Origin of the sequence: Sorangium sp. So ce426 (assembly GCF_051475585.1) — a bacterium.
GTDB classification, from domain to species: Bacteria; Myxococcota_A; Polyangia; order Polyangiales; family Polyangiaceae; genus Sorangium; species Sorangium cellulosum_B.
The window spans coordinates 12361788-12385178 of the sequence record NZ_CP150341.1 but is presented as its reverse complement, the minus strand read 5'-3'; the positions used below and the strand labels follow the sequence as shown (position 1 = coordinate 12385178).

At 72.3% G+C, this 23391-nt stretch carries 18 protein-coding genes; 6 read left to right on the top strand and 12 right to left on the bottom strand.

From position 1 onward, the window contains the following. Positions 1-7: 7 nt before the first annotated feature. The 5 genes from WMF44_RS46480 to WMF44_RS46460 all read right to left on the bottom strand — a co-directional run bounded on the left by WMF44_RS46480 (position 8) and on the right by WMF44_RS46460 (position 6450). A complete protein-coding gene (locus WMF44_RS46480; protein WP_437296472.1) occupies positions 8-1351 on the bottom strand; it encodes a carboxypeptidase regulatory-like domain-containing protein in 1344 nt (447 codons plus the stop codon). A 19-nt stretch (positions 1352-1370) separates the two neighbouring features. After that, positions 1371-1577: a hypothetical protein gene (locus tag WMF44_RS46475; RefSeq protein ID WP_437296471.1), complete on the bottom strand. Its 207-nt coding sequence runs from the start codon at positions 1575-1577 to the stop codon at positions 1371-1373. 86 nt (positions 1578-1663) lie between these two features. Further along, on the bottom strand, positions 1664-3598 hold the full coding sequence (locus WMF44_RS46470) for a S8 family serine peptidase (RefSeq protein ID WP_437296470.1): 1935 nt from the start codon (positions 3596-3598) through the stop codon (positions 1664-1666). 475 nt (positions 3599-4073) lie between these two features. Beyond that, positions 4074-5612 (bottom strand): aminopeptidase P family protein, encoded by a 1539-nt coding sequence (locus WMF44_RS46465; RefSeq protein WP_437296469.1) that lies wholly within the window; start codon positions 5610-5612, stop codon positions 4074-4076. 97 nt (positions 5613-5709) lie between these two features. Further along, positions 5710-6450, bottom strand: coding sequence for an SDR family oxidoreductase (locus WMF44_RS46460; protein ID WP_437296468.1), 741 nt, complete (start codon positions 6448-6450; stop codon positions 5710-5712). Between the two features lie 141 nt (positions 6451-6591). Between WMF44_RS46460 and WMF44_RS46455 the strand changes: the two genes are divergently transcribed. Next, positions 6592-7440, top strand: coding sequence for a hypothetical protein (locus tag WMF44_RS46455; protein WP_437296467.1), 849 nt, complete (start codon positions 6592-6594; stop codon positions 7438-7440). 42 nt (positions 7441-7482) lie between these two features. Here the strand turns inward: WMF44_RS46455 and WMF44_RS46450 are convergent, their stop codons facing one another. The 3 genes from WMF44_RS46450 to WMF44_RS46440 all read right to left on the bottom strand — a co-directional run bounded on the left by WMF44_RS46450 (position 7483) and on the right by WMF44_RS46440 (position 11373). Continuing rightward, a complete protein-coding gene (locus tag WMF44_RS46450) occupies positions 7483-8028 on the bottom strand; it encodes an HdeD family acid-resistance protein (RefSeq protein ID WP_437296466.1) in 546 nt (181 codons plus the stop codon). 254 nt (positions 8029-8282) lie between these two features. Continuing rightward, complete coding sequence (locus WMF44_RS46445; RefSeq protein WP_437296465.1) at positions 8283-9629, bottom strand: DUF1552 domain-containing protein; 1347 nt, start codon at positions 9627-9629, stop codon at positions 8283-8285. 43 nt (positions 9630-9672) lie between these two features. Then, positions 9673-11373, bottom strand: coding sequence for a DUF1592 domain-containing protein (locus WMF44_RS46440; RefSeq protein WP_437296464.1), 1701 nt, complete (start codon positions 11371-11373; stop codon positions 9673-9675). A 724-nt stretch (positions 11374-12097) separates the two neighbouring features. Between WMF44_RS46440 and WMF44_RS46435 the strand changes: the two genes are divergently transcribed. The 4 genes from WMF44_RS46435 to WMF44_RS46420 all read left to right on the top strand — a co-directional run bounded on the left by WMF44_RS46435 (position 12098) and on the right by WMF44_RS46420 (position 17677). Continuing rightward, entirely contained in the window at positions 12098-14359 is a 2262-nt protein-coding gene (locus tag WMF44_RS46435) for a bifunctional salicylyl-CoA 5-hydroxylase/oxidoreductase (protein ID WP_437296463.1), read from the top strand. A gap of 164 nt (positions 14360-14523) precedes the next feature. Further along, positions 14524-15243: a MerR family transcriptional regulator gene (locus WMF44_RS46430; RefSeq protein WP_437296462.1), complete on the top strand. Its 720-nt coding sequence runs from the start codon at positions 14524-14526 to the stop codon at positions 15241-15243. A 338-nt stretch (positions 15244-15581) separates the two neighbouring features. After that, the gene (locus WMF44_RS46425) at positions 15582-16595 is read left to right on the top strand and encodes a YihY/virulence factor BrkB family protein (protein WP_437296461.1); all 1014 of its coding nucleotides are present in this window, start codon (positions 15582-15584) and stop codon (positions 16593-16595) included. Between the two features lie 131 nt (positions 16596-16726). Continuing rightward, complete coding sequence (locus tag WMF44_RS46420; RefSeq protein WP_437296460.1) at positions 16727-17677, top strand: diacylglycerol/lipid kinase family protein; 951 nt, start codon at positions 16727-16729, stop codon at positions 17675-17677. A gap of 113 nt (positions 17678-17790) precedes the next feature. Here the strand turns inward: WMF44_RS46420 and WMF44_RS46415 are convergent, their stop codons facing one another. The 4 genes from WMF44_RS46415 to WMF44_RS46400 all read right to left on the bottom strand — a co-directional run bounded on the left by WMF44_RS46415 (position 17791) and on the right by WMF44_RS46400 (position 21880). Next, positions 17791-18729, bottom strand: coding sequence for a hypothetical protein (locus WMF44_RS46415; RefSeq protein ID WP_437296459.1), 939 nt, complete (start codon positions 18727-18729; stop codon positions 17791-17793). An 81-nt stretch (positions 18730-18810) separates the two neighbouring features. After that, a complete protein-coding gene (locus tag WMF44_RS46410; protein WP_437296458.1) occupies positions 18811-19935 on the bottom strand; it encodes a hypothetical protein in 1125 nt (374 codons plus the stop codon). Between the two features lie 5 nt (positions 19936-19940). Next, positions 19941-21236: a FecR domain-containing protein gene (locus WMF44_RS46405; RefSeq protein ID WP_437296457.1), complete on the bottom strand. Its 1296-nt coding sequence runs from the start codon at positions 21234-21236 to the stop codon at positions 19941-19943. Then, positions 21212-21880 carry an RNA polymerase sigma factor gene (locus WMF44_RS46400; RefSeq protein WP_437296456.1) on the bottom strand — a complete coding sequence of 223 codons (669 nt, stop codon included), beginning with the start codon at positions 21878-21880 and terminating at the stop codon, positions 21212-21214. Before WMF44_RS46400 ends, WMF44_RS46405 begins: the two co-directional genes overlap by 25 nt. A 132-nt stretch (positions 21881-22012) precedes the next feature. Here WMF44_RS46400 and WMF44_RS46395 point away from each other — a divergent pair, with 132 nt between their 5' ends. After that, positions 22013-23347 carry a ketopantoate reductase family protein gene (locus WMF44_RS46395; RefSeq protein WP_437296455.1) on the top strand — a complete coding sequence of 445 codons (1335 nt, stop codon included), beginning with the start codon at positions 22013-22015 and terminating at the stop codon, positions 23345-23347. Positions 23348-23391: the final 44 nt, after the last annotated feature.

Here is a 23391-nt window from a genome sequence, read left to right as displayed (position 1 = left end):
CGGCCGTTCACCGAACCACGACGTCGCGCCGTATCGTCACGTCGAGGGTGCGCCCTTCCCGCTCCACGCCGACGGTGACGACCGTCCCCGCCGGGCCGCGGAGGCGCTGGATGCAGTCGGTGAGCCCGAGCTCCGTCGTGGGCCGGCCGTCGATGCGGGCGATGACGTCGCCCGCCAGGAGCCCGGCGGACGCCGCGGGCCCTCCCTCGACGACGCCTGCGATGATCACGCGCCCCGAGGCGAGCGAGAGCATCGCGCCGATGCCCGTGAGCTCCTCGCGCGCCCCGCCGTCGTCCAGCTGGCGGAGCTCGATGTCGACGCGCGTCGACTGCGCGCCGCGCGCGTCGAGGCCGGACACGATCTTGGCCATGTACTGCTGGTGGCGCACGCGCACCGAGAACGGGCCGCTGGCCGGCACCCCTTCGAGCTCGTAGTCGCCGTTCGCGTCGGTGAGCGCGAGCGAGATCGCGTTCGCGCCCGACGAGGTCGCGGAGTCGAGCTCGACCTGGGCCTCGACGACCGGCGCGCGCGACGCGGCGTCGACGACCCTGCCCCTCAGCGTCGCGCCCTGCGCCAGCACGATCCGCACGCGTTCGGCGGCGCGGCCCGCCTCGACGTCGACGGGCCGGCTCCGCGCAGGCGGGCGTCCGGCCGAGCTCGCCGTCAGCACGTAGCGGCCCGGGGCGAGCGCGTCCCACCGGAACGCGCCGCCCGGATCCGACACCTTGCGCGCGCGGCCGTTCACGCCCGCGTGCGCGCCGGACCCGGCCGGCGTGAACGACTCGATCGCCAGGAGGTACGCCTCGACGGGCCTGCCCGATGGATCCACGACCTCGCCCACGATCGCGCCCGCGGCGAGCAGGCGAAGGACGTTGTCGCGGCCCGCGGCGACGCGCGTGGGCTCGGCGTCGCCGTACGGAGGCTGCGCGGCGGTGGCGGTACAGCCGTCGGCCTCGGGCGGCAGCTCGAAGCGCCCCTCGCCGTCGGCGCTGGCCGATGCGCCCGGCGGTTCGCGGCAGCTGACCACGGCGCCGGCGCTGGGGTGGCCCTCCGGATCCAGCACGACGCCGCGGACCGGCCCCACGCTCGCGGCCGTGACCTCGCGCGGCGGCGGTGGGGGCGCTGGCGGCGCGGGCGGTGCCGGCGGCGCCTCGACCTCGCGCGGCGCCGTGAGCTCCGGCTGCGGTGGAGGGAGCAGCGCGGCGGCCGGCTCGCGCCGGAGCGGCATCACGGGGCTGGGGCGCGGCAGGAGCAGCCAGACGAGGAGCGGCATGACCAGCAGCGCGACGGAGAGCAGCGCAGCGGAGAGCCAGGCCCTCCGCTGCGCGCCTGCCGTCCGGATGTCCGCCATGCCATCCTCCGCCGCCGGTTCACCGGCCGGCGTCGGCCTCGTTCGCCGGGCCTTCGCCTGCGCCTCGAGGGGCCGCGCTCGGGTCGGCCGTCCCGTCCGGCGACGCCTCGTCCGAGGGACCGAGCGCGGGGCCCCGTGGCTCGGCGGGCCACGGCGTCTCGCTGGAGGAGCCGCCGCACGCCCCGAGGAGCAGCATGAAAGGTAGGAGCAAGGTGCCGGACCGCATCGCCGGCATCCTAGCTCGTTTTTGCAGGGTGGTCATGACGGCCGGGCGCGCCGACCGGCCGTGGAGCGAGCGCGGCAGGCGCCGGCTCAGCGCGTGGACAGGTTGGTCCGGGCGATCCAGAGGCAGGCTGCGGCGTTGACCGCGCACCACACGACGAGGGCCATCCTGCCGAAGGGACCGGCGGCCTCGCCGAGCAGGACGACCGACGTGAGGTAGGCCGCCGTGCCGACGGCGAAGCCCGCGATCGCCGGCCGGAGCCGCTTCACGCCGAAGAAGAGCGCCGTGAGGCCGAGCGGGACGAGCGCGTTGGCGAGCGGCAGCCAGCGGTGGACCGAGGCCCCGATCAGCAGGTCGAGATCGGCGATCGGCCGGGCCAGCACGTCGACGGCGAGCTCCACGCGCGGCAGGAGCCACGGCGCGAAGAAGAACAGCCCCGGCCCCGCCGCGAGCGCCGGCAGGAGGAAGCTCGCCCGCCACGGGCTCGTGGCGGTCGCGTCCTTCTTGCGCGCGCGGCGCGCGACCCACGTCGCGAGCACCAGCAGCGCCAGCAGCCGCACCACGATGTGGCTCTGCGTCACGCGCACGACCGAGCTCGCGGCGTCGAGGATGCCGGCCCCGTAGAGGAGCTTGCCGCCGTCGGACTCGTCGACGACGCGCGCGCCTGCGCGGAGCGCGTCCTCGACCGCGCGCGGGTCCGTCACGCCGAGGCTCACGAGCAGCGCCGCCGCGCCGGCCACGTGGGGCGCGGCCATCGAGGTGCCGCTGTACGCGTAGAAATTCTGGCACTTGTCGCGCCCGCGGTTGCAGATGGTCTGCTGGGTGACGTTCACCCCGGGCGCGGCGACGTCGACGCCCTGGCCGCGCGAGGAGAACCGCGCGATCTTGTCGTTCGCGTCGGTGGCGCTCACGCCGATGACGCCATCGGAGGCGCCGGGGAACTGCACGCGCCCGCCGGTGTTGCCGGCCGCCGCGACGACGACCGCGCCGCGCGCGACCGCGTCGTCGATCGCGCTCTGGAGCACCTTGGAGTTGCGGGGGCCGCCGAGGCTCAGGTTGATGACCTGGGCGCCGTGCTCGGCCGCCCACCGGATGCCGTCGGCCACGTCGGCTGTCGTGCCCCAGCCGCTCTCGTTCAGCACCTTGACCGGCATGAGCCGCGCGTGGAACGCGAGCCCCACGGCGCCGAGGCCGTTGTTGGTCGACTGCGCGATCGTCCCGGCGACGTGCGTGCCGTGCCCCTGGTCGTCGTTCGCGTGGTTCGTCTTGGTGACGAAGTTCCATCCCTCCACGCACTCGGTCGAGGCCAGGTCGGTCCCCTTGGTGAAGGGCCCGTGGTCCTCGCACGCGATGCCCGTATCGACGACGGCGACGGTGACGCCGCGGCCGGAGGCGAAGTCCCACGCGCGCTCGGCGCCCACGCGCGCCATGTGCCACTGGTCCTTCATCAGCGGGTCGTTCGCGACGAACGAGGCGCGCACCCAGGCGAGCGGCTCCGCCGCCTCCACGCGCGGATCGCGCGCGAGCCGCTCCAGCGTCGCGCTGACCGGCCCGTCCACCGTGGCGATCTGGATCCTGGTCTGTGACGTGAGCGCCGTCGGCATCACGCGCAGCGAGAAGTCGCGCACGAGGTCCGCGAGCGAGGCGTCGTCGAGGTCGTCGCGCGCGTCGACGACGATCTGCCCTGGGATGTCGTAGCTGGTCTCGTCGAGCTCGGAGGCCAGGCCGTGCAGCGGCTCCCCCGCGGTCGCGACCGGTTCAACAAGGAGGTCCGTGCCGCGCAGCGACGGTCCGACGTCGACGGGCAGCGCGGGGTTGACGTACCCGGGGAGGCGAGGCTCGAGCATCCCTGGCGAGCGCGCCGCGAGGGCGGCCCCGGCGCCTTGGCTGTCCGTCCCGTCGTCGGCCCTGACCGCGCCCGACGCGGCGACCAGCGCGGTCGCAGCGAGCAGCGACGTCGCGAGCGCGCGTCCGGTTCGGACATTTGCGGTCCCTGGCCAACGCAGAAGGCGAGACGTGTGCATGCGGGTCTCCTCATCGCCAGGGTAGCGCCGCCGCCCGCGAGCAGCCATCTCCAGCATCCTCGCGCCACGCCCGTTGCGTCCGTGCGCCAGCCCCCTCGCCCCCGTCGCCGTGTCCCGATGGCGCCAACCGCAACCACGGACTTCCTGGAACACCGCCCCATCCCCTCAAGCCCGAGCTCGGCTGCCCAAGCTCCCGCTCACCGCTCCTCCCGGCAGAGCCGCCGGTGGAGGGTGGGGCCGCGCGGGAGGGCGGCGGGGGTGGGCCCCACAAACCCGAGCGCCGGCCCGCATCGAAGCGGGTCGCCCCCAGCCCCACCCCACCCTCCTGTGTGGCAGTAGCCCCCAAAAGGCGCGAGTTTGTGGGGGGACCCCCGCCGCCCTCCCGCGCGGCCCCACCCTCCACCGGCGGCCCCCGCGTCTGGGCACGCCCTCCACCTCGCTCGCGCAGGCCGTTTCCCCCCGCCCGCCGTTCAGTTCACTTCGGCGTGGCCCAGAGTCCCGCCATCCACGCTTCCACGTCGCTCACGGACCTCGGGATATCGCTCGACAGGTTCCGATACCCCGTCTCGGTGACGAGGATATCGTCCTCGATGCGCACCCCGATCCCGCGGTACCTGGCCGGGACGGTCTCGTCATCGAGCTGGAAATACAGCCCCGGCTCGACCGTGAGCACCATGCCCGCCTTGAGCTTGCCGAACTTGTAGACCTGCTGCCGCGCCTGCGCGCAGTCGTGCACGTCGAGGCCCAGCATGTGGCTCACGTTGTGGAGCGAATACCGCCGGTAGAGCTGCCTGTCTTCTTTGAGCGCCTCCTCGGCGGAGACGTGGAGGATGCCGAGCCGCTCGAGCCCCCGGGCGAGCACCCGCATCGCCGCCCGGTTCGGCTCCATGAAGTCGTTGCCCGGCTTCACCTCGCGGATCGCCGCCTCCTGCGCCTCGAGCACGAGCTCGTAGATCTCGCGCTGCTCCCTGGAGAACTTCCCGTTGATCGGCAGGGTCCGGGTGATGTCGGCCGTGTAGAGCGCGTTGCCCTCGACGCCGGCGTCGACCAGGAGGAGCTTGCCCGGCTCCAGCGCGCCGTCGTTCCTCGTCCAGTGCAGGATGCACGCGTGGTGGCCCGACGCGGCGATCGTCCCGTAACCGACGTCGTTGCCCTCGACCCGGGCGCGCAGGTTGAAGGTGCCCTCCACCTCTCGCTCGCTCCGCGCGCGGGGGAGCGCGCGGATGACGTCCTCGAAGCCCCGCTTCGTCGACGCGACGACCGCCTCGAGCTCCTGCACCTCGAGGGCGTCCTTGAGGAGGCGCATCTCCGAGAGCGCCTCGCCGAGCTGCTTGTCGCGATCGTGCCGGGCGAGGAGCTTGTCGACGCGCTCGGACATGCCGCGGAGCACGCGGTGGGGGCGCGTCACCGTGCCGACGAGGCCGCTCAGGTACGCGTCCAGCTCGGGGAGCCCGCGGCACTCGTCGACACCGAAGTGCGCGCGGCTCTGCTCGACGCCGAGGCGGGGGCCGACCCAGAGCTCGCCCTTGGCGCGATCGGTGAAGAACGTCTTGTCGCTGCGCCCGGGGTTCGGCTCGACGAAGAGGATGTCCCGGTGCCCGCCCCCCTCCTGCGGCTGCAGCACGAGCACGCAGTCAGGCTCGAGGTTGCCCGTCAGGTAGAAGAAGTCCGAGCCCGGGCGAAAGCGGTAGTGCGTGTCGTTGGAGCGCACCTTCTCGTGCCCGGTGGGGATGATGAGCGTCTCCGCCGGGAAGAGCTTCGACAGGGCGCGGCGGCGGGCAGCGAACACGCCCGCGTGCGCGATCGCCTGCGGGAGCTCGCCGGACGCCGGCGCCCAGCGCTCCAGCATGAACGCGACGAGCGCCTCCGGCAGCGTCGAGTCGTGGCTCGCCGGCTTGGCCTCCGCGCCGGGAGCCGCAGCCGCGGGCGCCTCGGCCGGGGCGCCGCCGGCGGGCGCGCTGTGGGCAGGATCTGCCTGGAGGGGAGCGGCGCTGGTCTCGGGCGTGTGGCTCATGAGGCTCGAACTATGGGTCGATCAGGTGAGGTCGTTCAAGCCAAAGCGCGCGCCCGTTCACGCTGGGGCGGATCGACCCGTGCGAGAAGGCGGCGCGTCACGCGACCGAGACGCCGCCGTCGACCGCGAGGATCTGGCCGGTGATGAAGTCGTTTTCAGCAAGGAACACCACGGCGCGGGCGACGTCTTCCGCCTCGCCGATGCGCTGGAGCGGGATGCGCTCGCGGAGGCGAGCGAGCGTGGCCTCGTCGTAGGAGGACGGCGGCAGCACCGTCCCGGGTGAGACGCCGTTCACGCGCACCTCCGGCGCCAGCCCCACGGCGAGGCCGCGGACCAGGTGCGCGAGCGCGGCCTTCGACACGGAGTACGGCATGTAATTTTTCCAGGGGCGCTCGGCGCTCACGCAGACCATCGCGACCACGCTGCCGCGGCAGGCGCGGAGCGCCGGGGCGAGCTCGAGCGTGAGCAGGTACGGCGCGGTCGCGTTGAGCGCCATGGCGCGATCCCACGCGTCGGCGGAGAGCTCGGCCGGCGGGACCCGATCGAAGTTCGCCGCGTTGTGGACGAGGAGGTCGAGCCGGCCAGACGACCAGTCGAGCACCGCGCGGGCGAGCGCGGCGAGCGCCCCCCGGTCGTGGAGGTCCGCCTGGAACGCGGCGGCGCGGCGGCCGAGGGAGCGCGCCTCGTCGACGACGGCCTCCGCGCCGGCGGCGCTCGTGGCGTAGTGGACGGCCAGGTCGGCGCCGGCGGCCACGAGCGCGCGGGCCGTCGCGGCGCCGAGGCGGGTGCCGGCGCCGGTCACGAGGGCGATACGGCCGGTCAGGGGAGCATGGGGCATGGGGAGCTGTGTAGTCGATGCGGGGCCCCGCGCGTCGAGTCGGTCTACGTTCGCACGCCGCACGCCGCACGCCGCACGCCGCACGCCGCGCGCCGCCGTTTTTTTCGCCCGCGCCGCGCGCCATGGCACGCTGGACCGGCTTTGCCGACGCCTCCGACACGCCGAGCAGCCGCACAGGAACGCTCCCTGGAGCCGCCGCGCCGCCTGCGCGCCCTCGCCGCGGCGCTGCTTTGCGCGGCTGGATGCAGGGAGCGGCTCGAGTCGATCGATCTGCCCAGCATCGGCCTTCCGGGCCTCGATCCGCCCGGCGCGAGCGCCCCCGCGGCGCCGGCGAGCGCCGCGCCGCGGGCCCCGAGCGCGCCGCGCGCCGCAGGGACAGCGAGCGCCGCGCCGCGCGCCGCCGCGCCGGCAACCCGACCCGAGTGCGACGAGCTGCCGTCGGAGGAAGAGGAGCGGCGCGCGCAGCTGCCGCCCCTGACGGCGCTCGGGAAGGCCGTGCCGACGGAGCCGTGGGCCCCGCCGCCGTACGAGGTGCTCCCGGGCGTGACGCTCCCGGCGAAGATCGCCGCGAAGGTCGAGCAGATCGACCAGGGCTACGCGCGACGCACGCGCGAGCACCTCGTGATCACGAGCGGGACACGCGACGCGAACCGCCAGGCCAGGGCGATGTTCACGAAGCTCAGGCTCGGCGAGGACCTCCTCCAGCTCTACCGCAACAAGGCGGCGGTTCAGGAGATCAAGAAGGCGTATAAGGCGAACTCCCGCAAGCGGCCGGAGCAGGTGGTGGCCGCCATGGAGGCCGTCATCCAGGGCCAGATCGACCGGGGGATCTACGTCTCCGCGCACCTGCGCAAGGGCGCCGTCGACGTGCGCAACAGGACCATGTCGCCCAAGGAAAAGCGCGCGTTCCTCGAGAGCACCGCGGAGGTTGGGGGCGTCCTGGTGATCGAGGAGACGACGCCCGCGCACTACCACCTGCAGATCGATTGACGGGCGCGCTCAGGTCCATGGCGCCCCGCCGTCCGCCGGGCGTCAGGGCATGCGCAGCGGCGCGCCAACGCTCGGCACACGGCGCAGGCGCAGCGAGAGCGCGATGAGCATCGCTCCCTCGGCGATCGCGAACGCTCCGATGAACCAGACGAGCGCCAGCACGCCGGCCGCCGGGAGCGCCACCATCATGACGCCGAAGATCAAGAAGGCGGCGCCGCTCAGCCCGAGCCAGATCTCGTTGTCGATCACGTGCCGGAGCTTCACCGCGCTGACGATCTTGAAGATGCCCATCACGATGGCCCACGCGGCGACCACGCCGTAGAGCGTGAGCGCGGTGATCATGGGCCGCCAGAACGTCAGCACCGCGATCCCGACGCCGAAGATGCCCTCGACCACGGAATACACGCCGCCGCGGCCGCTGATCGCGGACGCGAACGCGGCGCAGCCGTCGAACAGCGCCCACACGCCGAACAGCAGGACGAGCGTGGCGAGCGATGGGATCGGCCACACGAAGAACAAGATCCCGAACAGGATCCCGACCACGCCCCTCAGGGCCAGCAGCCACCAGTACCGTCCCAGCGATTCCATGCCTCACCCCCTTCTCTGGCATCCACGTCGCGCACACCCGGCGGACGCGCGCGGCCTGAGCGCGCGGCGTCTCCGCCGCGCGCGCGGCGGAGACGCTGTGCCGCTCATGCCCGCGCGGCGTCACACTGCCCGGGCTGGATGCACGTCCCCTGCCCGACAGCGGCGAGCGAGCTGCTCAGCAGCCCCGGGCAGGCGGGCCCATCGAGGGTCGAGCGCCGGGAGGTGTCACGCGCGGGCCTCGCGGCGCGCGAGGCTCACAGGCCGGCGATCGGCTTGCCCGCCGGGTCGCCGTACTCCGACAGCTCGACGCCGAAGTAGTTGATGATGGAGCAATGGAGCGCGCCTGTCGGGGGCTTGTTGGCCTTGATGGCGCGGCCTGTCTGGAACCCCCCGACGTGACCGGCGAGCATGATGGGCATGTTGGTCCGACCGTGGGAGTCCCCGTCGCCGTTCTCTGACGTGTAGAGCACGAGCGACTCGTCGAGCAGGTTGCCCGTCGCCGTCTGGGCGGCCTTCATCGCGTTGAGCAGGTAGGCGAAGCGGCGCACCTTGAACCGCGAGGTCTGGACGACGCGGGCGTTCGCGATGCGCATCGCCTCCGCCTGCGGCAGCCCGTCGAGATCGGTCGCGCGGTCGCGATCGCCGAGCTTGTGCGAGATGAAGTGGTCGCTCCAGTCCCCCACGCCGTCGGGCAGATCGTACCCGGCGAAGTCGAGGCCCCAGCTGTTCGAGTACTGCAGGACGAGCACCCGCGTCAGGTCGCAGGTGAGGGCGAGGAGCCCGAGATCGATCATCTGCTTGAACTTGCCGTGCAAGCTCTGCCCCTTCGTGGGCGCGCCGGGGACGGTGCAGCCCGACTGCGTCGTCGACTGGATCTGCTTCTCCAGCTCGAACACCGACTCGAGGTGCTGCTCCACGCGCGCCCGGTCCGCCGCGCCGAGGCGCAGGTTCAGGCGCCTCGCGTCCTCTCGCACCCAGTCGAGGACGCTGGCGCGGCGCCGCCGGATGTCGTCCATCTCCTCGCTGGGGTTGCCCATGTTGCTGAAGAGCGTGTCGAACACCTTCGCCGGATCGCGGAAGGCATCCTCGACCTGACCGCCGTCCCTGAACGAGATGAAGCCCTGCGTGACCGCCGTGTCGCCCGTGGGGGACAGGTTGAGGCTGCGGAACGGGGTCTCGGCCGCGATATGGTTGGCGAGGTACTGATCGAGCGTGGCCTTGCGCGGGACGGCCGTCCCGCCGCCGTCGGTGTGGGCGCACAGCGCCATGGCCGGGCTGTGGATGTCGGAGCAGATCACCTGGTGGTCGACGCCGGACACCATGGTGACGTCGCGCCAGATCGCGTCCCCCGCCGGCCACTCGCGCTCGGCGTCGAAGCCCTTCATGTCGACGAGGGCGGGCGGCAGCCCCTCCGCCGAGAGCGGCCCCTCCGTCTTCGGGTGCCACGCCCCGGGATCCGTGCCGTTCGGGACGAAGAACGCCACGAAGCGCTTCGGATCCGCCGGCGCGGCGCTGGCGCGCTGGGGCCGCATCACGTCGAGGAACGGCAGGGCGACCGCGACACCCGCCCCGCGGAGCAGAGCTCTTCTCGAGATCTTCACTGGCGACACTCCTCTTCCGTCGGTCGAACCGTGTGCGAAAAGCTCACTTTGGCGCCCTCCGCAGCCGGAACTCCGGCGAGCGCACGATGGCGGTCAGGAAGGAGCGGAACCGGTTGCCGTCCTGCGTGAAGCTCCCCGCGGAGGCGTCGATCGCGCAGCGGTCCTCGGCCGCCGGCTCGCGCCCCTGGGTGTAGATGAACAGCTTCTCCGCGACGCAGGCGGCCAGATCGGGGCTCCGCCGCAGCTCCGCCGCCAGGGCAGCGAGCGAGTCGAACGACTCGCTTTCCGCGCCCTCCAGGCGCGGCTCCAGCCCGAACTCGTCGATACCGATGCTCCCATCGTACTTCCCCAGCTTGTCGTACTGGGCGAAGCCGACGCCGATGGGATCGATGAGCGCATGGCAGCCGGCGCACCCTTCCTGGGTGTTGCGCTTCTGGAGGACCTCGAGATAGGTCAGGCCGGAGAGCTCGCTCTCCAGCTGCTCGAGCAGCCCCGCGGGGATCGAGATCTTCTCGCAGAGGAAGGCCGCCCGGAGCCACTGGCCGCGCACGGCGATGAGATCACCGTCGTTCTTGGCGCTGATGAGGCTCGCGTGCGTGAGCAGCCCCGTGTTCGCCCGGTGGTGGCCGGCCGGGAACTCGACGCGGCTCACGCCGTCCCCCGGCACCTCGAGGCCGTAGAACTTGCCGAGCGCCGGGGTGACATACGTGTGGTTCGCGGTGAGCGCGTCGAGGAAGTCGACGTCAGGGGTGAACGCGTGCTCGCCGAGGACGAGCTCGCTCTCGGCGATCATGTCCTCGAGCAGGGCGGGCGTGAACGACGCGTCCGGGTTGACCGGCGCGCGGAGCTGCTCGAAGGTCAGCCACTGCTTGAAGAAGGCGTTGAAGAAGACCTGCGTCCGCTCGTCTCCGACCATCTCCTCCGCGACCGCGCGGAGGCCCTCGTCGCTGTCGAGCTCGCCGGACTCCGCCCGCTCGAGCAGCGCCGCGCTCGGGGACCGGCCCCACAGCGTGAACGACAGCCGCGACGCGAGCTCGAGCGGCGTCAACGTCGACGTCTCCGCGCCGGCCGAGCCGACCTCGATCCTGAACAGGAAGCTCGGCGAGGTCAGCAGCGCCTCGATGACGAAGCGGAACGCGTCCGCCCTGTCCCTCGCGACCTCGCCCGCCCGCGCGACAAGATCGCTCGCCTCCTCGGCCGAGAGCGGCCTTCGATACGCCAGCTTGCCGAAGCGCTGCACGAAGCGCTCGAGGCAATCGTCGGCCTCCGGCTCGCAGCCGAGCACCGATGCCCGGCGCGCCTCGTCCGCCATGAGCTCCTGCCCGAGCGTCTCCGCGATCGCCAAGTAGGCGCGCAGGTGCTGATCCGACACGTTCTGGAGGGCGGCGATCGTCCGGAAGCCGCCCTGCCCGGTGTCCTCCGGGATGCTGTCCACGGCGGGCGGCTCGTCGAGCTGGAACAGGTCCTGAAGGGTCAGCTGGACCTCGACCCTGGACAGACGGCGCAGCACGCCTGGGCTCGTTCGGGCCTCTCTGCAGTCGTACGCGGCCGGCTTCCCGGTGACCGGGTCGATGGGCCTGTCGTCGTTGGAGCTGCCCGAGCTGCCCGGGCTCCCATCGCCGAGCTGCCCGGTGCAGGCAGCCGCCGTCAGGCCGACGAGCCCCATCGCGAACATGCCGGCCGCGATGGAACGGCGGAGGAACGGTACCGAGCGATCGGTGTCGGGCGGCGCTGTCTTGCTCATGGAGTGACCAGCCGTTCGGGTGGAATTCACCTGGCCCATGCCGAGGCGTGCCCCGGCGATGCGCCGCATCGTGGCTAAGGAGAATATTTGAAGCAGAGCGGTACGTGCGCCCCGGCGTCACCTCGGGGCTCGGTCTACAGTATTCCCGACGATCGCTCTTCTGATCCAGGCTTACCCTACTTCCGTCCGCCGACCAACCCCTTCGTCGGTCGCCCGGAGGCGCTCATGCAGAGGCATTCAGGGCAGAAGAAGCATTCCCTCGAATTTTCCGGAGAAATTGAACAGGGAGACGGGGAGACGGGGAGGGAAAAATCCCACCGATTTCCCTCCCCGTCTCCCTGTCTCCCTGTTCAATTTTCCGCCCTCCAATGCCAATCCATGAGGGCAATTGTCAGATTGAGAGGACCGATCTGCTCCAGCGCGCCGACATTCGCTCTCTGGCCGTCGGGCTCGACGCCGATGCTCGCGGCGCTCTCGGAGCCTCCATGAGATCGGGTGGGGTGGTCGTCTCTGATAACGGCGTCGCCGGCCGCCTGTGCGAGCCGAGTCACGGCGCGGACTGCCGCGCTCGATCGCGCGATGATGCGAACCAGCTCTTGCGCGTCCCGGAAATCCCGTTCTTCGACCCTGTCCTCCCTTGATTTCCACCGGAGCGGCGCTGTACCTCGGCGTTCTCGTGTAGGCTCCGGCGCGGGCGCAGACGCGGGAGCAGAGGAGCAGGGCGTTGAGGATCACATGCGTGGGCGGCGGGCCGGCGGGCCTCTATTTCGCCCTCCTGGCGAAGCAGGCAGACCCCCGGCGCGAGGTCGTCGTGGTGGAGCGGAATCGGCCCGATGACACCTTCGGCTTCGGGGTCGTGTTCTCGGACGCGACGCTCGACGGCCTCGCCGACGCGGATCGCCCGAGCTACGACGCGATCCGGAGCAGCCTCGCCCACTGGGACGAGCTCCACGCGCACTTCGGCGGGCGCGTCCTCGTGTCGAGGGGACACGGCTTCAGCGGCCTCTCGCGCCAGAAGCTGCTCGCGACCCTGGGGGACCGGGCGCGCGAGCTCGGCGTCGTCCTGCGCTTCGAGGAGGAGGTGACGGATCCGGAGGAGGCCCTCGCCGGGAGCGATCTCGTTGTCGCGGCCGACGGGGTGAACAGCCGTATCCGCGAGAGGTTCGCCGATCGGTTCGGGCCGCGCATCGACGTCCGCCCGAACCGGTTCGTGTGGCTCGGCACGACGTTCCCGTTCGACGCCTTCACCTTCTACTTCGAGGAGAACCATCACGGCCTCTTCCGGGTCCACGCGTACCGCTACGAGCCGGAGCGCTCGACGTTCATCGTCGAGTGCCGGGAGGAGACCTTCCGGCGCGCGGGCCTCGATCGCGCCACCGAGGACGAGACGATCGCGTACTTCGAAGAGCTCTTCGCCGAGAAGCTCCAGGGACACCGGCTGCTGAAGAACCGGAGCGTCTGGCGGAGCTTCCCCACGGTGCACAACGAGCGCTGGAGCGCGGGCAACGTGGTGCTGCTCGGGGACGCCGCGCACACGGCGCACTTCTCGATCGGCTCGGGGACGAAGCTCGCGCTCGAGGACGCGATCGCGCTCGTCGACAGCCTCCAGCAGCACCGGGGCGTGCCCGAGGCGCTCGCCGCGTACGAGGCGGAGCGCAAGCCCAAGGTGCTCGCGCTCCAGCGGGCCGCGCAGGTGAGCCTGCTGTGGTTCGAGAACACCGAGCGCTACATGGCGCTCGACCCGGTGGAGTTCATGTTCAGCCTGCTGACGCGGAGCCTGCGGGTGACGCACGAGGGCCTGAAGGCGCGCGACCCGGCGTTCGTGCGCGAGATCGACGCGCACGTGGCGCGCAAGGCGGAGGCGCAGGCGGGGGCGCGCCTCCTCGCCGGGGATGGGGCGCCGCCGCCGCCGATGTTCACGCCGTTCCGGCTGCGATCGCTCGTGCTGGAGAACCGGGTCGTCGTGTCGCCCATGTGCCAGTACTCGGCCGAGGACGGGCAGATCGACGACTGGCACCTCGTCCACCTCGGCAGCCGGGCGCTCGGAGGCGCAGGGCTCGTCATCACGGAGATGACCGACGTCAGCGCGGAAGCGCGCATCACGCCGGGCTGCGCGGGGCTCTATCGCCCCGGCCACGTCGAGGGGTGGCGGCGCGTCGTCGATTTCGTCCACGCGCGCTCCCGGGCCAAGATCGGCGTCCAGCTGGCCCACGCCGGGCGCAAGGGCGCGACGAAGCTGCTCTGGGAGGGCATGGATGTGCCGCTCGAGCGCGGCGCCTGGCCGCTGCTCAGCGCCTCCGCCATCCCGTACCTGGCGGAGAGCCAGATCCCGAAGGCGATGGATCGCGGGGACATGGACCAGGTGACCTCGGATTTCGTGCAGGCGGCGAGGCGGGCGGACGAGGCCGGGTTCGACCTGATCGAGCTGCACTGCGCGCACGGCTACCTGCTCGCGAGCTTCATCTCGCCGCTCACGAACCGGCGCGACGACGCGTACGGCGGTCCGATCGAGAACCGGATGCGCTACCCGCTGGAGGTGTTCGACGCGGTGCGGGCCGCGTGGCCGGCGGAGAAGCCCATGAGCGTGCGCATCTCCGCCACCGACTGGGCGCCTTCCGGGCTCACGACGGACGATCTGATCGCGCTCTCGACGATGCTGCGAGAGCACGGCGCCGACATCCTCCACGTCTCGGCAGGACAGACGGACCCGTCCAGCAAACCGGAGCATGGCCGGCTGTTCCAGACGCCGCTCTCGGAGCTCGTGCGGCTGGAGGCCAGCGTGCCGACGATCACGGTGGGCAACATCCAGAGCTACGCGGACGTGAACAGCATCGTCGCGGCCGGGAGAGCCGACCTGTGCGCGCTCGCGCGGGCGCACCTCTACGACCCCTACTGGACCCGGCACGCCGCCGCGGAGCAGGGCTTCGACATCGACTGGCCACCTCAGTACAGGTCGGTCGAGAGATACACGCTCCGCATGCGGTGACCCTGCGCGGGGCGAGGGAGAGGCCTGTCCCGCCCGGGCCGCGCCGCGCGGCGCCCCGGTCGAGCGACAAAAAGTGAAGGCGGGCCCTTGATCCTCACGCTACGTGAGGACCTAGCCTCCGGGGCATGGACGTGCTCACCCGCCCTGGAAACAGGGGTAACGCCATGCGTTCAGCACCGTTGAAAGTCGGCGATCTCGCCCGGCAGACCGGCCTCTCCGTCCGCACGCTCCACTATTACGAGGAGATCGGCCTGCTCGCCCCGTCGCATCGCACCGCGTCGGGGCACCGGATGTACTCGGCGGGCGACGTCGCCCGGCTCCAGCAGATCAAGTCGTTGCGCGAGCTCGGCTTCAGCCTGGAGCAGATCGCCGCGTGCCTGGACCAGCCGGGCTTCTCTCCGCTCCAGACCGTCGAGCTCCACCTGGCGCGGCTGCGCGAGCAGATCGCGCTGGAGCAGCGGCTCTGCGCGCGGCTCGAGGGCCTGGCCCACGTCCTGCGGTCGGGAGAGGACGTCTCTGTGGAGCAGCTCCTTCAAACCATCGAGGTGATGACCATGATCGAGAAATACTACACCCCAGAGCAGCTCGAGGAGCTCAAGCAGCGCGCGGACGCGATGGGCCCCGAGAAGATGCGTGAGGCCGAGTCGGCGTGGAAGCAGATCTACGACGACATGCGGGCGGAGATGCAGAAGGGCTCCGACCCGAAGGGCGAGCCGGTGCAGCAGATCGTGAAGCGCATGCGGGAGCTCATCGACGCGTTCACGGGGAAGAACCCCGGGATCGAGCGATCGCTCAACACGATGTACAAGCAGGAGCCCTCGGTGAGGACCCAGCACGGGATGGATCCGGAGCTGCACGAGTTCATCGGCAAGGCGATGAGCTAGCTCGCGGCGCCGGCAGGCCGCCGGCGGAGCGCCCGGCCGCGCGGGGCGGAGCGCCCGCGCGGCCGGCCGGAGGCCACGCGCGAGCGCCCGGCCAGGTGGCCTCGGGCGCTCGCGCCGTGGCCGTTCTGCCGTGTGGGGCAATTCGCGCCACGCGCGAGGATCGAGCCGCCTCTGCGCTCGGCCGGGGCCCCGCGAGCGAAAATCGCCGGCCTGTCCCGGGTGCTGCAGCCGCTGGCCTGGCACCCGCGTTGCTTTTGGTGACAGCGTACAGCGCCTCCGGCGCGAGCCGCCCCAGGAAGAACCCAGCAGCGCCCCATGCGCCCCACCGAAGGTCCATCATGCACCTGCCCGGAAGAGAGATCCCCTGGAAGGATTTCCTGAACGACATCAAGCAGGAATGTATCAAGGACAAGATCGACACCGTCGCTGCTTCGCTGGCGTTCTTCGGTGTCCTGGCGATCTTCCCGTTCCTGCTGTTCGCGGTCGCCCTCGCCGGCCTGGTCATCGATCCTGCCGAGTCCGCGCAGCTGATGGGCCAATTGTACCAGGTGGCCCCGCCCGCCGTGGCCAACATCCTGGGCGAGCGCCTTCAGGCGCTCACCGGGGGCCAGAGCCCGGCGCTCCTGACGGTCGGCGCCCTCGGCGCGGTCTGGGCCGCCTCGGGCGGCGTCACTGCGCTGATGGACTCGCTCAACTCTGCCTACGGCGTCGAGGACAGGCGGTCCTACCTCAAGCGCCGCGGGATCGCCCTCCTGGTCACGCTCGGCGGCGCCGTCCTGCTGACGATCGCCTCGGCGATCGCGGTCGCCACGCCGGCGCTCGCCGCGCACCTCGGCCCCTTCGCGACGCTCGTCCTCTGGCTGCGCATGCCTGTGTCGGCGCTCATCGTGATGGCGGTCCTGGCGACCCTCTATTACTTGCTCCCCGACGTCGAGCAGAAGTTCAGGTTCATCACCCCGGGGTCGGTCGTGGCGGTCGTGATCTGGGTCATCGCGTCGCTCGGCTTCTCCTTTTACGTCAGCCGCTTCGGCAGCTACGAGGTGAGCTACGGCGCGCTGGGCGGCGTCATCATCCTCCTCCTCTGGATGTGGATCTCCTCGATGGCGGTGCTCCTCGGGGCCGAGATCAACGCCATCATCGAGCACCGCTCGCCCGAGGGGAAGCGCACGGGCGCCAAGGACGCCAGCGATACGGGGGCGGATCTACCCAAGGCCGCGAAGGAAGAGGCGCAGAACGCCGCGCTCCCGGCCGGCGCCGCGCGCGCCCCGCGCGACGAGAGCTCGGGCAGCGACGCGGCGCTCCCCCGCCCCGCCGGCTCGCGCCGCTCGGAGCTCCATCGAGGGAGGGCGTAGGCGACGGACGCTCGTTCGCCGCCGAGCCTTCACGCCGAACCCCGCGCAGCGGGCCTGCCGGCGGAGGCGCGGGGCTCGCTACAAAAACACCTCGCCCTGGGCGGCCTGCGGCATCTAGCATCGGGGTCCGCATGCGCCCCCTCCTCATCGTGAATCCCCGGTCCAGCGGCGGAAAGACCGGCAAGCTCTTCGACGAGATGCAGGCGCCCATCCAGCGCCTGCTCGGCGAGGTCGACATCGTGCGCACGGAGCGCCCGCGCCATGCCGTCGACCTCGCGCGCGAGGCCGCGCTCGGCGGGCGCGAGACGGTCGTGGCGGTCGGCGGGGACGGCAGCATCAACGAGGTGGTGAACGGCCTCATGCAGGCGAGGGACCGGGGCGCTTCCGGCACCCGGCTCGGGATCATCGGCGCGGGCACCGGCGGAGATCTCTGCAGGACGCTGAAGCTGAACCGCCGGCTCGACCAGTACTGCTTAGCGATCGCGAACGGCGCCGCGCGCCCCATGGACGTCGGCCGCTTCACGTACGAGACGCACGACGGCCGGCAGGCCGAGGCGTTCTTCGCCAACGTCCTGTCCGCGGGGATGAGCGGCCTCGTGGATCGGATCGTCAGCGAGACGACGCGGGTGCTCGGCAACACGCTCGCGTACACGATGGCCTCGCTCCGGGGCCTCGTCGGCAGCCGCGTCGGCCGGGTGCGCTGCGTGGCGACGCTGCGCGGGGAGCGCCGAGAAGAGGAGTTCGCGACGCGCATGCTGGGCATCTGCAACGGCCGCTTCTTCGGCGCGGGCATGCAGGTCGCGCCGATGGCGAAGCTCGACGACGGCGTGTTCGAGGTCATCGACCTGGGCAGCGCCCCCCACGTCCGCTTCGCGGCCGTGTCGACCGGCATGTACACGGGCGCGCACATCCGCCACCCGGACGTTCGCCACTTCCAGTGCGATCGCCTCGAGCTCACGCTCCTGAACCGCGACGTCGAGCGGGCGTTCCTGCTCGACGTGGACGGCGAGCCGCTCGGGCGGCTGCCGATCACGATCACGCTGGAGCCGAAGGCGATCGAGGTGCTGGCCCCGGGCGATTGAGGGGAGCGGTCGGACAAAGCGCTGTGACCGAGCCCGGCAGGGCTGGCCGGTTGTATGGCCCGGGGCTGGCGCGATCCGCGGGCCTTGTGGACGAACGCCAGTCCGCGTTCGGTTCACTCGGAGGTGCCGTGACAGGAACCGCCTGAATGGCCGCTCACCTCCCCGCACTGATCCGCGCCGGCGAACTCCGTGCCTTGCTTGATGCAGTACTTCCCCGCGCTGCCGACGTCTCCGATGCCAACATAAGGGCGGATCTCCGTGCACTCGAAGCCGCTCGGACAGGCGCAATACTCGGCGCCGTCGTCCGGCGCGCCCTCCGCGGGGCCGCAGCGGCACGAGCAAAAGACGGCCTCCTCGGCGCGACGTCCGGAGTCGCCGGCGCACTGGCCGCACACGGGCGCGGAGACCGGGACATCCGACCCCAGCGCGCAGCAGCTCTTCCCCTCGTTCTCCGCGTCGCTCGCCCCGGCGGTCTGACAGCTCCCCTCCTCGTGGCAGACATACTGCCTGCACTGGCGCGAGCCGGGATCGCAGGCCGTGCCCGCCGGACACTGCGCGTCCGCCGTGCATTCGCACGAGCCCCGCTGCGCGTTGCACACGCCGCTCGCGCACTGCGATGCGCCGCCGTCGGGCGCCTGCGGATCGCAGTAGGGTCCGGCCGCTCCCGCCGCGACACAGGAGCCCGCGGCGCCGCAGCTCGAGTCGCCGGGGCCAGCGCACGGCGCGGGGGCGGCCTGCCCGAGCGGGCAGCTCACGCGTCCCTGGAAATGGTTCACGAGGCAGATCCCCGAGATGCACTGATCGTGATGATCGTAGATGACGTTCTCGCTCACCGCGAACCCCGAGAAGCGCGGGTCGCCCTCGTCGGGCGGGACGCACGGGTCCCCGATCTCACCGGGCACGGCGTCGACGCTCTGCTGCAAGATAGGCGTGATCGGCTCCACGGTGATGTCTTTGCATCCGGCCAGGATCAAGGCCGAGGCGAGGGCCGCGCCGCCCGCTATCGCCCCAGCCACATACCGACGCTCGTCGCCATGATCACGATAGGACATGAGTCACCTCTCTCCACTCCACAGTATCCAGCGCAGGGCTGCGCGGCTCACGCGGCGGAGCGCGACCCAGGTCGCTCGATCTCACGGCCAGATGAGCTCTAGCCCGAGCGAAGGCGCGACGAGCGGCACGCCCCACGTCGCGACGTAACGGCCGGCGAACTCCACGACGGGGACCAAGATCGCCACGCCGCACAGCGCATCGGCGCGCACGCGCACGCGAGGCGTGATGGCCACACCGAGCCCGGCGCGCAGGAGCGGGGCGACGGTCAGGATGTCCTCTGTCGACCCTTCGTAGCTCTCCGACGGCCTGCCTTCGAGGCGCATCCACACGGCGGAGGCGCCGGCCCCCACGGCGAAGCTCCACGGCGACCCGGGGGGCGCCACGATGCCGCTGATCCCCGCGCCGACGAGCCCGACGCGCGCCGTCGCGACGCCCTCGGGGCCGCTCGCGCTGGAGGCGACGGCCGGGATCATCGCGAACACGCTCGCGCTGACCGTCTCGGAAGACTGGTAATGGGCAGCCGCGCTCACGAGCCCCCAGGGCCCCATCCCGCCCGGGCTGAGCAGCATGGCGGGACCGAGCTCGACCGAGAAGGCCGCCTGGCGTGGAGGGGAAAGGTCGAGCCTCGGCGCCGGAGCAGCCGTATCGGCTCGTGGCGGCGCCATCAGCGCGCGGATCATGGGCGGAGGCTCTACCTCGGCCTCGGGAGGGTGCTGTGCGTCGAGCTCCATCAGGCTCGCCCGCAGCAGCTCGACCACCCGGAGCGCGACGGCAGCGCCGCCGGAGGAGCTCCGGGTATCGTCCGTCACCATCTCGCGGAGCACGGTCTTGCCGGTCATCCGATCGACGATCCAGACCTCGACGCCGCCGCGCGAAGGCGCGATCCGCACGGCAGCGACCGCATCGCTCGCTCGCGCCACCTCCTCGAGGCGCGCGCGCGAGGGCGGGCCAGGCTCGATCTCGACCTCGGGCACCTCGAACTTGAGCGCCCTGAGCTCGGCCTGGAGCCGCAGCGAAACCCGATCGTCCTCCGCGGGGGCCACGACCACGATGCGCGGCCCGCCGCCGGCCCGCGCATCGCGCAGCGGGGCGGCGAGCGCGAGCGCGAGCGCGCCGAGCGACGCCGCGAGCCGGATGGCGCGCGGGAGCGCCGCGGCGCGCCGTGGAGGACCACGCCGGGCGCGGGGGGATCGCGGGATCGCCACGGCCATCACTCGCCGGCGATCGCCTTCGCCATCTCGGCGTGCGGTCCGCTCGGGTAGTCCTGGAGGTACCGGCGGGCGGCCCCCCGGGCCTCGGCGCGGTTGCGCGATCGCTCGAGAGACTCGATGAGCCGCCCCGCGGCTTCCCGGGCGAGGCGGCCCCGCGGCCGTTCGTGGAGGTACGCCCTGAACCATTGCGCCGATCGCTCGTGCTCCCCTTGCGCGTCGAACGCGATCACCCCGAGGAGGAAGGCCGCCTCGGCGGCGTGCTCGTCGCCAGGGAAACGCCGCCGGAGCGCGGTGAGCGCCACGATCGCTCGCGGCGTGTCGCCGGAGAGCCGCGCCGCGTCCGCGAGGCTCCTGAGGTCCGCGGCGCTCCCGGAGTCGCACAGATCGAGGAACCCCTCGCGCTCTGCCGCCTCGAGGGACTCCTTGAACTTCCCCGAGGCGGAGAGCTCTCGCCACGACGGGCGCGCGGCGTGCGGCGGAGAGGCGGCTCGCGGAGGCGACACGATGGCCGCGCTCGGGACGGGCGGCGCGCGCTCCGGGGGTCGATCCGGGCCGCCTGATCCAGGCGACTCGACCATGGCGGCGTCAGCGCTGCCGGAGGAGCGGGGCGAGCCCTCCGGAGCGTTGCTGTCGCGCAGCTCGAAGCTCGCCTGTTTCCGCAGCACCCGCAGCGTTTGCCCTGCTCTCACGGCGAGGCCGTCGCCGACGATCGGCCCCGACACCGCGACCGAGCCTTCCGCGAGGTCCACGACGAGCTCCTCCGTGGCCAGGTTCCAGCGCACGTCGAAGCGGGTGCCTGTGACGAGCACCTCGAACGGCCCGCTGGCGACGAGCCATCTCGCGCCGGGCCGGTGCACCACGGAGGCCTCGACAGCGCCGTCCTCGAGGACGACCCGCGCTCCGTTGGCCTCGACCGAAGCCACCCGGACCTTCGTTTCGGGCTGGATCTGCAGGCTGGTTCCGTCGGAGAACCGGAGGGGGATCACCTGGCCGGGTGAGGTCGCGATCCAGGCGCCCGCACCTACATCCCGGGAGGCGTCGCCGGCGCCCACCTGGAACGTCAGCGGGCGCCGGGCGAGGGCGACGAAGAGCGCGCACGCGGCGAACGCCGCGAGCACGGCGGCCCCCAGCGCGGGCCTCGCGACCGCCGGCCGACGGGTCGCACGCAGCGCGAGCGCCGCGGTGACGAAGCGCTCGCGCGCGCCCGGATCGCGCGCGCGGCGCTGCAGGAGCTCCTCCTGCTCCTCGTCCAGCCGCCGTCCTAGCCGGGTCAGCGCTTCTTCGGGGTTCCCCATCGCGCTCCTCCTTCGATCCAGTCCGAAAGCGCCGGGTGCTCGCGCGCGAGCGCCGTGAAGCGGGATTCGGCGCGGGCGAGCCTGCGCTTGATGGTCGCCAGCGAGACGCCGCACGCGTCCGCGACCTCGACGAGCTCCATTCCACCGATGAACCGGAGCGCGAACGGGATCCGCTCGTCGACCGGCAGCTCGTTGAGCACGGCGTACGTGGCGCGGAGCGCCTCCGTCACCTCCCCGCTGGGGGTCGGCGCCTCCACGTCCGGGAGCTCGTGCCACGGCAGGAACCTGAGCCACGATCGCCGCGAGCGGCGCAGGATGCGCGTCCGGGCCGTGAACACGGCGATCGACGTGATCCAGGGCTTGAGCGCCCTCGGATCCCGGAGCTCGTCGAGCGACGCGAGCGCGCCCACGAGCACGTCGTGGAGCAGGTCCGGGAGCTCGCGCTCGGGCCCAAGGACGCGCATGAGCGTGCGCAGGACGTGCGCCTCGTAGCGCACGTAGAAGGCAGCGATCGCCGCGCGATTGCCGGCGCGCATGGCGGCGACCATCGAGGCGTCGTCGCCGGCGAACGGCAGGGTCCGGACCACCACGCCGCTGCCGGCCGCCGGCTCGGCGGCGCTCGTTGAGACCCTGGAGCTGACCACTTCCCCAGAAGTATCCGGACCCCGCTGCCACGGCTCATGCAACGGCCATGGCGGCTTCCGAGCCACGGCTCCCGCCGTGCCGCTCGCCGGGAGCTGTCGAGTCCGCGCCGCAACGGTGGTAATGGATCTTTCATGAGCTTCATCGATTCACCTGCCGAGCTTGCCCCGGGCACCTCCGTGGCCCCCGCTTCCTCCGCCCCCCGACTGCTCGTCGTCGGTGCCGGCGGGATCGGCGGCATCATCGCCGCGTACCTGTTCGAGCAGGGCCACGACGTCACCGCCTTCACGACGAACGCGCTCATCGCGGACGCCATCAACGCCATCGGCTTCCGGGTGCGCGGCGAGGCGAGCCCTGGCACGGTCGGCGGCCGCGCGGTGCGGGAGCTCGGCCCGGACACCCGCCCCTTCGACTACATCCTCCTGGCGACGCAGCCGCCGCAGGTCGAGGAGGCCGCGCGGAACGCGGTCGCGCACCTCGCCCCGACGGGCGCCATGATCTGCCTCCAGAACGGCCTCTGCGAGGAGCGCATCGCGCGCATCGCCGGCCCGGAGCGCACCTTCGGGGGGATCGTCGCGTGGGGCGCCTCGATGGTGGAGCCCGGCGTGTACGACCGCACCTCGAGCGGCGGCTTCGTCCTCGGCCGGCTCGACGGGGCGAGCGACCCGCGCCTCGACGAGCTCGCGCGAATCCTTGAGGCGATCGGGCCGACGACCGTGACGGACAACCTCGCCGGCGCGCGCTGGTCGAAGCTCGCCATCAACTGCGCCATCTCGTCGCTCGGCACCGTCGGCGGTGATCGCCTGGGCGTGCTGCTCAGGCACCGCTTCGTCCGCCGCCTCGCGCTGGAGATCATGACCGAGACCGTGCAGGTCTCGCGCACGCTCGGCGTGCGCCTCGAGAAGGTCGCAGGGACGCTCGACCTCGACTGGATCGCGCTCACGGACGCCGAGCGCTCCGCCGTGGGCTCGCCGGGGCTCTTCGCGAAGCACGCGCTGCTCCTCGCGGTGGGCGCGCGCTTCCGCCGCATGCGCTCCTCGATGCTCGCCGCCATCGAGCGAGGCCGCCCGCCGGCCGTCGACTTCCTGAACGGCGAGGTCGTCGAGCGCGGCGCGGCGCTCGGCATCGCGACGCCGATCAACGCCGCGATCCGCGAGGAGGTGCTCGCGATCGCGGCGGGCAAGCGCAAGCCGAGCCTCACGCTGCTGCGCGCGTTCTTCGACCGGACGCGCGAGCTCGTGGGCGCGCCGTCCTCCATGCGGCCCCCGCCGCCGGCGACGCCCGCCGAGCCGCCCGCGGCCGCGCCGCACGAGCCGCCCGGCGCTCCGCCGGCCGAGCCGCCGGCGACCGCGACGAACGAGCCGCCCGCGGCCGCGCCGCCCGCGACCGCGACGAACGCACAGGCGGATGCGTCGGGTGAGCCGTCCCTGCCCGCAACGAACGTCCAGAGCGATCTCAGGGACGCGTAGGAAAGTGCCGAGCAGCTCGGCGACAGAACACCGACAAGCGGACG